The sequence below is a fragment of the Nocardiopsis sp. KDC1DS13DA1 genome (genome assembly GCF_055632325.1).
Window position 1 is genome coordinate 20,591 of sequence record NZ_JBVMUY010000018.1, and the last position, 15,576, is coordinate 36,166.

Below are 15,576 nucleotides of genomic sequence, written 5' to 3' on the forward strand. Positions count from 1 at the left end.
CCTCGGGACGGGGGGTCCTCGCCGCGACACGCACGCCGCCGACACAAATGTCCTAAAGTTCGGCCAGGGCCCGCGTCCCCCGGTCCGGCCGCCTCCCGGAGGAGACCCCGCGTCGGAGGTGTTGCGCACGGGCCCGTGACGGAGCGTCGACGAGTCGGGAGCAGTGGTGGGAACAACCTTCGGTGACGTGTGGCGTGAGGTGCTGTCCGTCCAACCCGCCCCCGACCAGTGGATCATCATCGCCGCCGCGGTCCTGGCGCTGGCCGCCGTCCTGCTCGGGCCCCCGTGGCGGGTGGGCCGCAACGTCGTCACGATCGCCCACGAGGGCGGCCACGCGCTGGTGGCGCTGCTCAGCGGGCGCCAGCTCACCGGGATCCGCCTGCACTCCGACACCTCCGGCGTGACCGTCTCCAGGGGCAAGCCGACCGGCGTCGGGATGATCCTCACGGTCTTCGCGGGCTACGTGGCGCCGTCGCTGGTCGGACTCCTGGGCATCCTCATGCTCATGGCCGACCGGATCACGGCCCTGCTGTGGCTGAGCATCGTCGTGCTCGCCGCGATGCTGCTGATGATCCGCAACGTCTACGGCGTGGTGTCGATCGTGGGTACCGGTGCCGTCGTGTTCGGCGTCAGCTGGTTCACCCCGTCGGAGATCCAGGCGGCCTTCGCCTACCTGTTCATCTGGTTCCTGCTCTTCGCGGGGGTGCGCCCGGTGTTCGAACTCCAGGTCCAGCGCATGCGCCAGCCCTCCCCGCACTCCGACGCCGACCAGCTGGCCCGCCTGACCGGTGTGCCGGGAACCCTGTGGGTGGTGGTCTTCGCCCTGGTCAACATCGCGGTGACCGCCCTGGGCGTGTGGCTGCTCCTGCTCGCCTAGGAGGAGCGCGGAGCGGACAGCGCCTCGGTGACCGAGGCGAAGACCGGGATCCGGGTGTCCAGAGCGGTCACGCGCAGGGTCTGCATCACCCGGTCGGCCGGGGCGGCGATGGCCAGCAGAGCCCGCTGCTCCAGGGCGGCCTTGTGCGCGCGGATGAGCACGCGCAGCCCGCTGGAGTCGATGAAACGCAGGTCCGAGCAGTCCAGGACGACGCGTCCGGACGGCTGGGTGGTCAGTGCCTCGATCACCGCGTCCTGGAAGCGGTGCTCGGTGGCCATGTCGATCTCCCCGTCCAGCGACAGGACGCGCCCGGCGTCGTTCAGGGTGGAGACGATGGTCAGGTCGGGCATTGCCACTCCGGCGAACTCGGTCCGTGCCAGACGGGTGGGCGGGGCGGGCCGCGCACCACCCCTGATGCGGGCGCCCCCCCGTGTGTCCGTTTCGTTACGGCGGTAGCGAAGCTGCTGGTTCATCAAGTTCCTTGCCTGGTACCCCGTGCTGGGACCGGGGACGGGACGCCTTTCTCGCATGGCCTGCTCAGGAAGGCGCGTCAGTACCTCGAACGCGCGAGGACGGGACTAAAGTTCCGTGGACACCGGATCCCGCCGTCGGGATGGGGCGGACTCCGCGCCGTGGCGGGTACCGCCGCGGGGTTCCTCGTCTCCCGTGCGATGGAGCGGGCTGGTCGCTGGGGCCGGTCGGCCGCATCGATCATCGTCCCGACGAGGGCCGCCCAGCCTCGGACTGTACCACAGGCCCGTAGCCGTTTCGTGACGTGAGCGACGCACGGTCGTGCCCGTGTGGTGGCGCCCGGCTGTGACCGGGGAGGCGTGTCACGCCCTCCGGGCGGTTTCGGCCGGTTCCACGGGCTCCGGCGGCGCCAGATCCTCCTGCTGGAGCGCCCACACGCACGCCGACAGTGTCAGCGGGACCGCCACCGTCAGCGCGATCGCCGGGATCGCCACCCCCGAGTCGTTGACCGCGAACCCCACCAGTGCGGTCACCAGCGATCCGGTCAGTCCGGCCCGGAGGGTCGGGGCGTACTCGTAGGCCCGCTGGAGCGCGCCGATCCGCCAGTTGGTCGGCCGGTTGAGCACCGCGAACAGGAACACCAGCGCGCACGCCGCCAGGAGGGTCAGTTGCCAGTTGCCGAAGGTGCCGAGCATGGCCGACAGTTTGCGGACCAGCACCGTGCCCGCCTCCCCGCCCAGCACCTGGGCGGCGAACGCGCCGACGTGGCTGCGCGCCTCGGCCGGGCGCTGGAGGTCCAGCCAGGCCAGTGCGGTGATCGCCCCCACACCCGCCGCGCCCGCGGCGGCGATCCGCACGGGGGTGACCCGCACCCCCGCGATCATCATCGTCGTGACGGCCAGCCCCGGAACGAGGGCGATCACTCCGCCGAAGTCGGTGCCCAGACCGGGCCAGCCGACGATCAGCACCGTGGCGGTCCCGATGACGAGGGTGGTGCCCACGGCGGCGCGGTGCCACCCCCGTGTGACGAGCGCGTGCGAGATCCCCGCGACCGCCATGAGCATCCCGGTCGAGAACGTGGCGAAGGCGATGTTCCCGATCCCGTAGAACCGGCCCGCGACGATCGGCGAGTACCCCGTCGGAGAGTTCATCTGGAGGTTGGCGCCGAAGCACAGGTCGAGGAAGAGCACGGCCGTGGTCGCGCCCGCAACCACGGTCATCGGACCGAGGATCGACCGCCGCCACGGCCCGGCCACGGCGGCCGCCACGACCAGCGCGTCGGCGACGACCACACAGGTGAGGAGGGCGAGGAACGGGGCGGCCGAGGCCCACCAGGGGACCAGGTTGGCGAGGTAGCTGGCCACCGGGAACGCGGCTCCGGCCAGTGCCACGATCCGTGTGACGGAGAACACCAGGGAGCGCTTGGCGGGCTGGCCGCCCGAGTACCGGTGCAGGGCGAAGGCCGCCGCGGCGTAGATGAGCAGCTGGAAGGTCACCAGGCCGCTGTAGAACCCGGGGAGCGCGGTCCCCACGACGGTGGCCGCGGTGTTGAAGTCCACCAGTTCGTCCACCGCCGCGACGGCCGTCGCCGGTCGGGCCGTCGTGTGCCAGGCCCGGCCGCCGGTGGGGTCCGGCGGGTCCACGCCGAGCGCGTCCATGACGCTCGGCGTGGTGTCGGTGAGCGCCACCAGCCCGGCCCGCCTGGTCGACTCCGAGGCCAGGAACCCCTCCCGGCCCGCCACCCCCTCGTCGGTGACGCGGCCCGACATGGCGACGGTGAGTTCGGAGGGACCGGTGTCCATGGACACGCCGACCACCATCAGGGCCGCGCCCTCGGGGAGGAGTCCGGTGAGCGCGCGCACGCGGCCGTCGATCTCGGCCAGTGCCCCGTCGCGCTCCCACTCGGGGACGTCGTCGGGGTCGGTGCGCTCCTCACCGCCGTCGCCGTCGTCGCCCGCGGGCCCGGTGCGCGGACCCGGGCGCGTCGGGTCGGGGTAGAGGCGGGTCAGCTCCGACAGCTCGACCACGGCCAAGGACGCGTCGCCGAGGTCGCCGGGGGTCAGGTCCCGCACGTCCCGGAGGTAGCGGTCGACCCTCCCCGAGGTGTCGGCCGCGCCGACCGCGGCGCCCGGGCCGATCGCGAGGGTCGTCCCGCCCGCGTCGCGCACGGTCTGGCCGAGCAGGCCCACGGGCGCGGCGAAGACCGACTCCGCGTTCTGGCGCACGTAGGTGTCGAAGCCGGTGACCCGGGCCCCGACGCCCACACGCTCGGGTTTGGGGGCGGGCTCGCACACCGTGAAGTGTTTGCGTACGGACAGCGCCCGCTGCCCCGACGACACGGAGAGCCAGCCGTCGGTGGGGCACGTACGGGAGGTGGCCGTGCGGATGGACACGTTGCCGATCGAGGTCCGTCCGGCCAGGTCCCAGAGGGCCGGTGTGGACTCGGGAGTGATGTCCCGCCACAGCAGGCCCGGTACCCCCACCAGGACCACGGGGCCGCCGTCCGCCGTGGCGGGAGGGGCGCCCCCGGAGTCGCGCGTGTCGGCGGAGGCGGTCGGTGCCGTGAGCACCAGGGCCGTCGCCGCGACGGTGAGGAGGGCCGCGAGGAGCGCGGGTACCCTCGGGCGGGCGTTGTGGCCCCGATCCGCGGACGGGGCGCCCGCCCCTCGACTTCCTGCCACGGCTGCCCCTCTCGTCCGGTCGACCACCCTAGTGACCGGCGGCTTCGCGGTGGGGGACCCGGCGCCCGGGCGCGGGGACGTGTCCGCCCGCGCCCGCGCGCCGGGTCGGCTCAGTCCTCCAGGCCCCACTCCTTGAGCGTCTGGGCCGGGTCCGGCAGCTTCCTCGCCCGGGTGACGCGGCCGGGGGTGCGGCCGAACCGGGGCGCGGGCCCGGAGACCACGCGGTCGCCGTCGCGGGTGAGCGTTCCGCGGTCCCGCACGTGCGGGTGGTCGGGGGCCTCCGCCAGTGACAGGACCGGCATCACGCACGCGTCGGTGCCCTCGAAGACCGCACCCCACTCGTCGCGGGTACGGCGGCGCAGGACCTCGGCGAACCGCTCGCGCAACCGCGGCCACCCCTGGCGGTCCCACTGGTGGGGCAGGTTCTCGTCCGTCAGGCCGGTGCCCTCGAGGAAGGCCGAGTAGAACTGCGGTTCGATGCACGCCACCGACAGGTGGCGGCCGTCGGCACACTCGTACACGTCGTACCAGGGGGCGCCCGTGTCGAGGTAGTTGGTGCCGCGCTCGTCGCTCCAGGACCCGCGGGCGCGGTCCTCGTGCACCATCGACATCAGCAGTGAACTGCCGTCGACCATCGCGGCGTCCACCACCTGGCCGCGGTCCGAGCCCTGGCGCTCGACCAGGGCGCTGAGGATGCCCGTGACCGCGAACATCGTGCCGCCCGCGAAGTCCCCCAGCAGGTTGATCGGGGGGACCGGCGGGCCGTCCGCGCGGCCGATGGAGTGCAGCGCGCCGTTGACGGCGACGTAGTTCATGTCGTGTCCGGCGGTGTGCGCGAGGGGACCGTCCTGCCCCCAGCCGGTCACCCGGGCGTAGACCAGGCGCGGGTTGCGCTCCAGGCACGTGTCGGGGTCGAGGCCGAGCCGCTCCATGACCCCGGGGCGGAAACCCTCCAGGAGGACGTCGGCGCGCGCGACGAGGTCGAGCGCGAGGCCGCGGCCCTCGTCCGACTTGAGGTCGGCGCCCAGGACGGTGCGCCCCTCGCTCATGTGCGGGCCGCTCGCCCCGGAACGCATCGCGTCCGCGGCGGCGGGCCGGTCGAGGCGGATGACGCTGGCCCCCAGGTCCGCGAGGAGCATTCCGGCCATGGGTGCGGGTCCGATCCCGGTGAACTCGACGACACGGATTCCGTTGAGGGGTCCCATGGATGGCCTCCTGAACCTGGGTGGACTGTGCGCGGGCGGGGGCGCCCATTCGACTAGAACGACGTTCGGTTCATTGTGCAGCCTCGACGGCCGGGGTGCCACACGGGGGCGGCGGGATGGTGCGCCGTCCGATCGGCCATCCGCTGTTCCGCGCCCCCTCGGGCGAATTTCGGTCAAGCACAACAACGGATTCTTCAATGGATGTTAATGTGTCGGCGTCCGCTGGGAAAAGGGTGCCGCTGGTATTCCACACGGTTTTTCCGTGATGTCCACAATCCGCCGCCACCAGTGTGAACCCCCGTATTCCGTTCAGCGGCGGCGTGGGCGAACCGTTGCGCTGACCGTCCGTCCGGGCGGTGTCTTGGATGGCGGCGAACCGTTCCCTCCCTCAGGAAAAGGGTGAATCCACCATGAGCCGTGCCCCGAGGAATTCCTCCCGTGGCACCCGGGGCGGGCGTCGCCGCGCCCGGCCCCTCCCCCTCGTCGCGGCGGCGGTCGCCGCACTCCTGGCGGCCACCGCCGGAGGAACCGCCCTCGCCGCGCACCGCGGTGTCGTCCTCGACGCCAACGGCGCGGAGCGCACGGTCCACACCTTCGGCGGGACCGTGGCCGACGTCCTCGACGCCGCAGGGATCACCCTCACCGGGGAGGACGTCGTCGCCCCCGACCCCGACGCGCCGGTCGCCGACGGCGAGCACGTCGTCGTGCGTTCGCCCCGCGACCTCACCGTCGAACTCGACGGCCACGTGCTCGACCACAGCGTGCACGCCGCCACCCTCGGGGAGGCCCTCCCGCAGATCGGCCTGGACCCCGAGGCCGTCGAACTCTCCCGGGGGCGCGACACCCCCCTGACCGGCGACGGGCTCACGGTCAGCGCCGCCCGCGCCCCGCGCATGGTGGTGATGTACGACACCGTGCGGACCGAGGTGCGCACCGACGGCGCGACCGTCGCCGACGTCCTCGACGCTGCCGGGGTCACGCCGGGCGGGCACGACGTCCTCACCCCGGCCCCCGACGCGCCCGCCGAACCCGACATGGTCGTCCGGATCCTTCCGGTCATCGGGGAGCCCGTCACGGAGGAGGCCGTCATCGAGGCGCGGACCGTCGAGGAGGAGGACCCCGACCTGCCCCGGGGCGAACGCGAGGTGGTCACCCCACCGGTCGACGGGCTCAGGGAGGTCGTCACCGCCACCGTCCTGCGCGACGGCCGGGAGACCGAGCACGAGCTGTCCGAGACGATCGTCACCGAGCCCGTCGACGGGCTCGTCCGCGTCGGCACCAGGGAGCCCGAGACGGACGCGGCCGGCGGCGGACCGGCGGCCGGACTCAACTGGGCCGCGCTCGCCGAGTGCGAGTCGGGCGGCGACCCCTCGGCCGTCAACCCCGCGGGCTACTACGGCCTCTACCAGTTCAGCCCCGGCAGCTGGAGCTCGGTCGGCGGGACCGGGCTGCCCTCGCAGGCCAGCGCGGCGGAGCAGACCCGGCGCGCCCAGCAGCTGTACACCGGCGTCGGCGGGAACTGGCGGAGCCAGTGGCCGCACTGCGGAGCACGGTTGTTCGACTGAGTTCCGGTGCCCGGGCAATGGCAAGATGTGGGGGTGACACAGACACCCGCACCCGATCCGACCGACCCGTCCGAGCAGTCCCGACTGCTGACGCCCGCCGACGTGCGCGCGCTCGCCGAACGGTTCGGCATCCGGCCCACCAAGACGCTGGGCCAGAACTTCGTCATCGACCACGGCACCGTCCGACGGATCGTCAGGGTCGCGGGGGTCACCGCCGACGACGTGGTCGTCGAGGTCGGGCCGGGCCTCGGCTCGCTCACCCTGGCCCTGCTGCCGCACGTGCGCCAGGTGACCGCGATCGAGATCGACCCGACCCTGGCCGAGGCGCTGCCCGGCACCGTCGCCGAGCACGCCCCCGGCCTCGCCGACCGGCTGCGCGTCGTCCCGGGCGACGCCATGCGGATCGCGCGGGTCCCCGGCCCCGCACCCACCGCGCTCGTGGCCAACCTGCCCTACAACGTGTCCGTGCCGGTGCTGCTGCACCTGCTCGATCTGCTCCCCGGACTCGAACGGGTCCTGGTCATGGTGCAGGCGGAGGTCGCCGACCGGATCACCGCGACCCCCGGCGGTCGGATCTACGGCGTCCCCTCGGCCAAGATCGCCTGGTACGCCGCGGCCAGGCGGGCGGGGGCGGTCGGGCGCAACGTCTTCTGGCCCGCGCCCAACGTCGACTCAGGACTGGTCGAACTGATCCGCCGCCCGCCCCCCGCCACCGAGGCCACCCGCGCGGAGGTCTTCGGGGTCATCGACGCCGCCTTCGCCCAGCGCCGCAAGACCCTGCGCGCCGCGCTGGCCGGGTGGGCCGGTTCGGCGCCCGCCGCGGAGGAGGCCCTGCGCGCCGCGGGGGTCGCCCCCACCGCGCGGGGCGAGTCGCTCGGGATCGAGGAGTTCGCCGCCATCGCGGAGCACCGGCCGAGGGGCTGAGGGGCGGTTGCCCGCGGTCTCCGACCCGGGGCGGATCCTCCCGGGGCCTGCCGACGGGACGGGCTACCCCCGAGGCCGGGCGCGGTCACCGTTGCGGCGTGACCGCGTCAGCGCACGCGCCACACCGGCCACACCCAACCCCGCCGCCAGGACGGGCAGCACCCAGACCACGTTGAACTCCCAGTCGCCCGTGCCCCGGACGACGAACGCCAGTGCCAGCCCCAGGAACAGCAGGCCCGCGACGAACGACCCCCAGTCCGTCCTACGCCTCGCCATGCCGTACCTCCACAACCCCGACCAGTGCGTCGGTGTTCACGCTGATCGACGGAGCCTCGGCACCGTCGCCGTTTCCGGCACTTCCGTCCGCCGTGACCGGTGGGAGCACCTCCCGGTGCCGGAGCGGCGCCCCGACCAGGTCCTCGTTGCTCCCACCGTTCTCCAGGTCCACCGCGCCCACCCCCAGGCGTGACTCCACCTCCACGCGCGCGTCCTCGGGCAGGAGCAGCGTCGTCACCCCGTTCACCCGGACGGCCACATCGAGCGTGTCGCCGGGCCCCAGGTCCGCCAGACCGGTGAGGTCGAGCGTCGCCGCCCCCGCCGTCAACCGGTAGTCACCCGACTCGGCCTCGGCGACCGTCGCCGGCCGCCACGTGACACCGCCCACGCGCATCCGCGTCAGGTCGGTCGTCACCGAGGCGGTCGCCGCCAGCGCCAGGACCAGACCCAGCGCCATCAGACCGCGGCTCCGGCCGGCCCACGTGCCGACCAGGGCGTACACCCCCACGACCGCCAGTGCTCCGGCAAGGAAGAAGACCCCGGTCTTCGGACCGAACACGAGCTCGGCGGTCTCCCTGCCCCACAGTGACGAGTCCCAGCCCCTGACCGCGACCGTCGCGGCCACGGTGAGGCCGAGGACCGTCCACAGGGCGAGGGAGGCCAGCGGTGCCCCGTCGCGACAGGACTCCTTCCCGGAGGGGGGCTCCCCGGGCTCCCCGGGCTCCCGGGGCTCGGCCCCGGGAGGTGCCGGGCCGTCATCCCCGTCCGGGTCCGGTGCCCGCGGTCCGTCGACCGCCCCGGCGGTGCGCTCGGCCACCACCGCCAGGTCCACCGGGCCCTGCGGGGCCGAGGCCCAGGGCTGCGCGGGGTTGTAGTAGGCGGGTGTCGGCTCCGGGGCGGGGGTGGTCGGCGGCGGCTGCCGCCGCCGCAGCTCGTCGCGCAGTTCCGCGAAACTCGCCCGCAGGTCCACCCCCCGGTTCCGCGCGGCCAGCAGTCCCAGGATGAGCGGGGTGGCCAGGATCAGGGTCGTCCAGCCGAACCCGCCGACCAGGCTCAGCGCCGTGGCGGCCGCCAGGCCGACCGCCAGCAGCTTCACCACCGCCCGCGACGGGATGCTCCGGTCCAGCATCTGCTCGAAGGTCGCCGGACCGCCCTGGTCGTCGCGCATGAGCATCCAGGCGCCGACGTAGAGGAGCAGGCCGGTCGCCCCGGCGAACGCCGTCAGCGTGAACGCGGTGCGCCACACGATCGGATCCGTGTCCGTGTAACGCCCGAGCCCGGTGCACACGCCCGCGAGCACACGGTCCTCGCCCTTGCGCAGCTCCCGCTCGGGGACCAGCGGAGGCGCCTCCGTCCCCGGACCCTCAGTCATCGTCGATCACCGCACCCTCCTCATGCCCCCATCGTCCCCCGAACGCCCTGGTCGGCGGAATCCGGGACGACCCTGAGCCCACCCTGACCGCCACCCGGGCCCGTCCGGGGGAGCCACCCGATGGTGCCACCCCCGGCCCAGCGTGCATGCTTGTCACACGGGAAACGAAGGGCGGCGCGGATCCGCGCCGCACGCGGACGGAAGCGGTGATCGGGCGGTGGCAGGAACGGTGGCCGAGGCGCCGCGGCTCACCCGCGCGGCGGACGGCCGACTCCTCGGCGGCGTCGCCGCCGGGCTCGCCCGGCACCTGGGGGTCGACCCCGTCGTGGTCCGACTCGCCTTCATGGCCCTGGCCGTCGGCGGTATCGGCGTCGCGGTCTACGCGGCCCTGTTCTTCCTCGTACCCAAGGAGGAGGCGGGGGACGGGGAGGGGACGGTCCCGGAGCAGGGCCGGGCGGGGGTGCTCCGCAAGGGCCGCGACGTGTCCCAGCTCCTGGCCTACGTCGGCCTCGGCGTCGGACTGGGCACGCTCTTCCTGGTCTTCGGCGGTGTCTTCGACCCGCTCCTGTGGTTCGTCGTCTTCGGCGCGCTCGGCGCCATCATCCTGTGGCAGCAGGCCAACCCCGCCCAGCGCGACGAGTGGATGTCCACGACCGTGCACCGCGCGGGGGGCAAGGGGCTCATGCGCACGGGCGCGGGCATCCTGCTCATCGTCGTCGGGGTCATCGGCTTCCTCGTCTTCCAACAGCAGCTCCAGGACGCCCGCGCCGGACTCACCTTCGCCTTCACCCTGCTCGCGGGAATCTCGCTGGTCGTCGCCCCGTGGATCATCGGCCTGATCCGCGACCGCGACCAGGAGCGCCGCGAACGCATCCGCAACGCCGAACGCGCCGAACTGGCCGCGCACATCCACGACTCCGTCCTGCACACCCTGACCCTCATCCAGCGCAGGGCCGAGGACCCCCGCGAGGTCCAGCGCCTGGCCCGCGTCCAGGAGCGGGCGCTGCGCAGCTGGCTCTACCAGCGCCCCGCCGACGCCGAGACCACCGTCTCACCCGGCCTGGAACGCGTCGCCGCCGAGGTCGAGGAGGAGCACGGCGTCCCGATCGAGGTGGTCTGCGTGGGCGACTGCCCCATCGACGACGCGCTCGGCGCGATGCTCCGCGCGGCCCGGGAGGCCATGGTCAACGCCTCCAAGTACGCCGGATGCGACACCCTGTCGGTGTTCGGGGAGGTCGACCGGGAGGAGGTCCTGGTCTTCGTCCGCGACCGCGGCGCCGGGTTCGACCTCGACGGCGTGCCCGAGGACCGCATGGGTGTGCGCGGATCCATCATCGGCCGCATGGAGCGCCACGGCGGCTCGGCCAGGATCCGCACCGCCCCCGGTGAGGGTACGGAGGTGCAGTTGCGCATGCCCAGAATCCCGCAGTACTAGTTTCCGGAACCGATTGTGGACACGACCGGATGCGGACACCCGCCGAACACGGGTACCCGGAGGCCGAAGGTGCTGGATAGAGTCCAGGATGTGGCAGACGAGAGCACGAGCTTCAGTGACGGTGACGCGGTTCCGCGCGTCGTGATCGTGGACGACCACCGGCTGTTCCGCAGCGGTGTGCGCGGCGAGCTCGGCGACGCCGTCGAGGTCGTCGGGGAGGCCGGGGACGTCGACAGCGCGGTGCACGTCATCGGCGAGCGGCTCCCCGACCTCGTCCTCCTGGACGTCCACCTGCCCGGTGGCGGGGGAGTCGAGGTCCTGCGCCGCGTCCTGGCCCAGCACCCGCAGATCCGCTTCCTGGCCCTGTCGGTCTCCGACGCGGCCGAGGACGTGATCGGGGTCGTGCGGGGCGGCGCGCGCGGCTACGTCACCAAGACCATCTCCGGCCGGGACCTGGCTCAGGCCATCGTGCGGGTGGCCGACGGCGACGCGGTCTTCTCGCCGAGGCTGGCCGGCTTCGTCCTGGACGCGTTCTCCGCCACCGACGCGCCGCCGGTCGACCCGGAACTGGACCGGCTCACCCAGCGCGAGCGCGAGGTCCTGCGTCACATCGCCCGCGGCTACGCCTACAAGGAGGTGGCCAAGGAGCTGTTCATCTCGGTCAAGACCGTGGAGACCCACGTGTCCTCCGTGCTGCGCAAGCTCCAGCTGTCCAACCGGCACGAGCTGAGCCGGTGGGCGACCGCGCGCAGACTGGTCTGACCTCCGGTCGCTCCGTGGGACCGTCACGCACGACGGCCGCCACCCGCACGGGGTGACGGCCGCCGGACGCGCCGGGGCGCGCCCCTGGTCAGCGCAGGGCGTCGAGCATCCGGCCGAGGAACTCGGCCTCGGCGACCTCGGTGATCACGCGTGCCGGGCGGCGGTCGTCCGACGAGGGACTCGGGCGCAGGTCGGCGACGGTCATCCCCCGGGTCAGGTCACCGGAGAGCTCCACCCGCAGCGGGGCCTGGAAGGACTCCGCCACCAGGTGGGGGTCGACCAGGACGGCGGCGGCCAGCGGGTCGTGCATCGCGCACTGGCGCACGCCGAAGATCCCCGTGTAGAACTCCGCGTAGAAGTCGAGGAAGGCCGAGGTGCGCTCGGCCCGCTCGCCGCGGACCTCCTTGAGCTCCGCCAGCCACTCCGGGGTGGCGACCGTCTTCATGGTGATGTCCAGCGCGATCAGGTCCAGGTCGAACCCGGCGGCGAACACCGCCTCCGCGGCCTCGGGATCGTTGTTGATGTTGGCCTCGACGTGGGAGGCGACGTTGCCCGGTACGCGGACGGCCCCGCCCATCACCACCAGGCGGCGCACCAGCCTGGGCAGCTCCGGCTCCATACCCAGGGCGATCGCCAGGTTGGTCAGCGGGCCCACGGCCAGAACGTCGATCTCTCCGGGCGACTGGCGGACCAGCCGCACCAGCAGTTCGGCGGCGGACTCGGCCACCGGCTTACCGGTCGGGGCGGGCAGCTCGACATCGCCGAGGCCGTTGCTCCCGTGCACGTGCTCGGCCAGGCGCGGAGCCTGGACCAGCGGACGCGCCGCGCCGACGGCCACGGGCACGCCGGGGCGCCCGTACAGGTCGAGCAGCCGCAGCGCGTTGTCCGCTGTGACGTCCACGCTGTTGTTGCCGAACACCGCGCCGATACCGGCGATCTCCACCTCGGGCCGGGCGGCGAGGTAGGCGAGTGCGACGGCGTCATCGATGCCAGGGTCACAGTCGACGAACACACGCATGGTCAAGGAACTCCCCCGAAACGTCGAACGGTCCCGGAAGGGACCCGTACCAGAACAGCCTAAATCGACCATGGGTCCTCATGGGACCGTCAGCGTCGGGGAATCCGCTGGTCGGGGCGCCCGTGCCGCCCGACCAGGGCACGGGCGCGACGGTGGGCCGAGCCGTCGGCGGGGGAGGTGACGGAGCGGCACCGGTGTCGCACGGGAGCCGTAACCTGGTAATCGTGTCCTCCCAAGAACAGCTCCTCGAAGGTCTGAACGGTCCCCAGCGCGAGGCGGTCACCCACAGCGGCGCCCCGCTCCTGATCGTGGCGGGTGCCGGTTCGGGCAAGACCCGTGTCCTCACGCACCGCGTCGCCCACCTCATGGCCGAACGCGGGGTACGGCCCGGCGAGATCCTCGCCATCACCTTCACCAACAAGGCCGCAGCCGAGATGAGGGGGCGCATCGAGGCGCTGCTCGGCACCCGGGCGGCCAACACCATGTGGACGATGACCTTCCACTCGGCGTGCGTGCGGATCCTGCGCCGGGAGGGGCACCGGCTCGGCTACCCGAGCGGCTTCACGATCTACGACTCCGCCGACGCCGCGCGTCTCATGCAGCTGGTCTGCAAGGAGATGGACCTGGACCCCAAGCGGTTCCCGCCCAAGTCCTTCTCCGCCCAGGTGTCCAACCTCAAGAACGAACTCGTCGACTACGACACCTTCGCCGAACAGGCGCAGAGCGAGCAGGAGAAGAAGCTCGCCGAGGCCTACCAGCTGTACCAGCGCCGCTTGCACGAGGCGGGCGCCATGGACTTCGACGACCTGATCATGCTCACGGTCAACCTGTTCCAGATGTATCCGGACGTGGCGGAGTACTACCGGCGCCGCTTCCGGCACGTGATGGTCGACGAGTACCAGGACACCAACCACGCGCAGTACGTGTTCGTCCGCGAGCTGGTCGGGGCGGCCGGCCCGGACGGTTCCGGGTCGGGGGACCCGGCGGCGGGCGGGGTCCCGCCCGCCGAGCTGTGCGTGGTCGGTGACGCGGACCAGTCGATCTACGCGTTCCGCGGCGCGACCATCCGCAACATCCTGGAGTTCGAGCGCGACTTCCCCGACGCCCGGACCATCCTGCTGGAGCAGAACTACCGCTCCACCCAGACCATCCTGTCGGCGGCCAACGCCGTCATCGACCGGAACGAGGGCCGCCCGGCCAAGAACCTCTGGTCGGAGAAGGGCGAGGGACCCGCGATCACGGGCTACGTCGCCGACAACGAGCACGACGAGGCCGGGTTCGTCGTGGGTGAGATCGACAAGCTCACGGACGACGGGACGGTCACGCCGGGACAGGTGGCGGTCTTCTACCGGACCAACGCGCAGTCCCGCGTGTTCGAGGACGTGTTCATCCGGACGGGGCTGCCGTACAAGATCGTCGGCGGTGTGCGCTTCTACGAGCGCAAGGAGATCCGGGACATCCTGGCCTACCTCCGTGTGCTGGCCAACCCGGAGGACACCGTCAGTCTGCGGCGGATCCTCAACGTGCCCAAGCGCGGCATCGGGGCGCGCGCGGAGGAGGCGGTCGAGCTCTTCGCGGCGCGGGAGCGGATCTCGTTCGCCCGGGCGCTGCGGCGGGTGGAGGAGATCCCCGGCATCGCCACCCGGTCGGCGCGCGCGGTCGGGTCGTTCACCGCGCTGCTGGACGAGCTGGCCGAGATCGTTCCGACGAGCACGCCGGCCGAGATCGTCGAGGCGGTGCTGAGCAGGACGGGTTACCTGTCCGAACTCACCGAGTCCAAGGACATCCAGGACGAGAGCCGGGTGGAGAACCTGGAGGAGTTCGTGGACCTGGCCCGCGAGTTCGAGCACACCTTCGCGGCCCTGCTGGAGGAGGAGCCGCAGGACGTCGGCGAGCCCCTGGAGGAGACGGACGGGGCCGGGGTCGTGGAGCCGGGGGAGCCGACGCTCGTCGACTTCCTGGAGCGGATCTCGTTGGTCGCCGACACCGACCAGATCCCCGACGCGGACGACGAGGGGGGCGTGGTCACGCTGATGACGCTGCACGCCGCCAAGGGCTTGGAGTTCCCGGTGGTGTTCCTGACCGGCATGGAGGACGGGATCTTCCCGCACATGCGCACACTCGGGGACAAGCAGGAGCTGGAGGAGGAGCGGCGGCTCGCCTACGTCGGGCTCACCCGTGCCCAGCAGCTCCTGTACGTGAGCCGTGCCGCCGTGCGCAGTGCCTGGGGAACGCCCTCGTACAACCCGGCGTCCCGGTTCATCGACGAGATCCCGTCGTCGCTCGTGGACTGGCGCCGGGCGGAGTCGACCCTGGCCGCTCCGCCGAGCCGGAGTATCGGCGGTTCCCCGTGGGGCTCCGGAGGGCTCGGCGGCGGCCGCGCGGGCGGTGCCGGATTCGGCGGTGGCGCGACGTCGCGCGGCGCGGGCGGGGCACCGAAGAAGGAGGCTCCGACGCTGAGCGTGGGGGACCTGGTCAACCACGACTCGTTCGGGATGGGCCGCGTCCAGCTGGTCGAGGGCACGGGTGACAAGACCAAGGCGCGGATCGACTTCGGCGCGGACATCGGGGAGCGCGACTTCCTGGTCAAGTACGCCCCGATCGAGAAGCTGTAGTCGGTGGGCCGCGGGTCCGCGAACCCGCGGCCGGAGCCGGTCCCTGCCCGCGCCGGGTCAGATGGAGGACACGACACCGCCATGTTCGTGGAAACGTGTCACGAACACTCCCCCGCGGGGGTAGAGTTGGGGACGACCGAGCGAACCGGACGCGACATCTTCGCGGACGTGCCGGTCCATCCCCGGGATTAACCGGACGACTCGACGTCATCCTTTCGATCCCATCGCCCGTGGTTCGAGCAGTCGCTCGGAGCATGTACGATCGGGGAGTTGCCTCGGAGCGGAGAAATTCGCGAAGAGACAGAAGCAGGAAAACGGGCGCTTTACCCCGTTCGGTTGATCCGAAACCGCCGATTTGGCGGGACACGGAACACC

General features: G+C 72.6%; 12 protein-coding genes. 6 read left to right on the top strand and 6 right to left on the bottom strand.

Going from position 1 to position 15,576, the window contains the following annotated elements; translation table 11 throughout:
• The first annotated feature begins 166 nt into the window (after positions 1-166).
• On the top strand, positions 167-877 hold the full coding sequence (locus ACTVAJ_RS13740; RefSeq protein ID WP_470388515.1) for a M50 family metallopeptidase: 711 nt from the start codon (positions 167-169) through the stop codon (positions 875-877).
• Here the strand turns inward: ACTVAJ_RS13740 and ACTVAJ_RS13745 are convergent.
• The 3 genes from ACTVAJ_RS13745 to ACTVAJ_RS13755 form a co-directional block, all read right to left on the bottom strand.
• Positions 874-1,227 carry an STAS domain-containing protein gene (locus ACTVAJ_RS13745; RefSeq protein WP_470388527.1) on the bottom strand — a complete coding sequence of 118 codons (354 nt, stop codon included), beginning with the start codon at positions 1,225-1,227 and terminating at the stop codon, positions 874-876. The two genes, ACTVAJ_RS13740 and ACTVAJ_RS13745, sit on opposite strands and share 4 nt — an antisense overlap.
• Positions 1,228-1,710: 483 nt before the next feature.
• Positions 1,711-3,918, bottom strand: coding sequence for a hypothetical protein (locus ACTVAJ_RS13750; RefSeq protein WP_470388528.1), 2,208 nt, complete (start codon positions 3,916-3,918; stop codon positions 1,711-1,713).
• A 221-nt stretch (positions 3,919-4,139) separates the two neighbouring features.
• Positions 4,140-5,234 (bottom strand): CaiB/BaiF CoA transferase family protein, encoded by a 1,095-nt coding sequence (locus ACTVAJ_RS13755; RefSeq protein WP_470388516.1) that lies wholly within the window; start codon positions 5,232-5,234, stop codon positions 4,140-4,142.
• 410 nt (positions 5,235-5,644) lie between these two features.
• Here ACTVAJ_RS13755 and ACTVAJ_RS13760 point away from each other — a divergent pair, with 410 nt between their 5' ends.
• Both ACTVAJ_RS13760 and rsmA read left to right on the top strand, forming a co-directional pair.
• A complete protein-coding gene (locus ACTVAJ_RS13760; RefSeq protein WP_470388517.1) occupies positions 5,645-6,799 on the top strand; it encodes a ubiquitin-like domain-containing protein in 1,155 nt (384 codons plus the stop codon).
• 27 nt (positions 6,800-6,826) lie between these two features.
• On the top strand, positions 6,827-7,723 hold the full coding sequence (rsmA, locus tag ACTVAJ_RS13765) for a 16S rRNA (adenine(1518)-N(6)/adenine(1519)-N(6))-dimethyltransferase RsmA (RefSeq protein WP_470388518.1): 897 nt from the start codon (positions 6,827-6,829) through the stop codon (positions 7,721-7,723).
• A gap of 63 nt (positions 7,724-7,786) precedes the next feature.
• Here the strand turns inward: rsmA and ACTVAJ_RS13770 are convergent, their stop codons facing one another.
• Together ACTVAJ_RS13770 and ACTVAJ_RS13775 are read right to left on the bottom strand one after the other, a co-directional pair.
• Positions 7,787-7,999: a hypothetical protein gene (locus ACTVAJ_RS13770; RefSeq protein ID WP_470388519.1), complete on the bottom strand. Its 213-nt coding sequence runs from the start codon at positions 7,997-7,999 to the stop codon at positions 7,787-7,789.
• Entirely contained in the window at positions 7,986-9,371 is a 1,386-nt protein-coding gene (locus ACTVAJ_RS13775) for a PspC domain-containing protein (protein WP_470388520.1), read from the bottom strand. The genes ACTVAJ_RS13770 and ACTVAJ_RS13775 overlap by 14 nt, the downstream gene beginning before the upstream one ends.
• 217 nt (positions 9,372-9,588) lie before the next feature.
• Here ACTVAJ_RS13775 and ACTVAJ_RS13780 point away from each other — a divergent pair, with 217 nt between their 5' ends.
• Entirely contained in the window at positions 9,589-10,806 is a 1,218-nt protein-coding gene (locus ACTVAJ_RS13780) for an ATP-binding protein (RefSeq protein WP_470388521.1), read from the top strand.
• Between the two features lie 90 nt (positions 10,807-10,896).
• The gene (locus ACTVAJ_RS13785) at positions 10,897-11,568 is read left to right on the top strand and encodes a response regulator (RefSeq protein ID WP_470388522.1); all 672 of its coding nucleotides are present in this window, start codon (positions 10,897-10,899) and stop codon (positions 11,566-11,568) included.
• A gap of 88 nt (positions 11,569-11,656) precedes the next feature.
• On the opposite strand, the gene ACTVAJ_RS13790 is transcribed toward ACTVAJ_RS13785, so the two are convergent.
• The gene (locus tag ACTVAJ_RS13790) at positions 11,657-12,586 is read right to left on the bottom strand and encodes a nucleoside hydrolase (protein WP_470388523.1); all 930 of its coding nucleotides are present in this window, start codon (positions 12,584-12,586) and stop codon (positions 11,657-11,659) included.
• Positions 12,587-12,810: 224 nt separating this feature from the next.
• Here ACTVAJ_RS13790 and pcrA point away from each other — a divergent pair, with 224 nt between their 5' ends.
• Positions 12,811-15,201, top strand: coding sequence for a DNA helicase PcrA (pcrA, locus tag ACTVAJ_RS13795; RefSeq protein ID WP_470388524.1), 2,391 nt, complete (start codon positions 12,811-12,813; stop codon positions 15,199-15,201).
• The last annotated feature ends 375 nt before the right edge of the window (positions 15,202-15,576 follow it).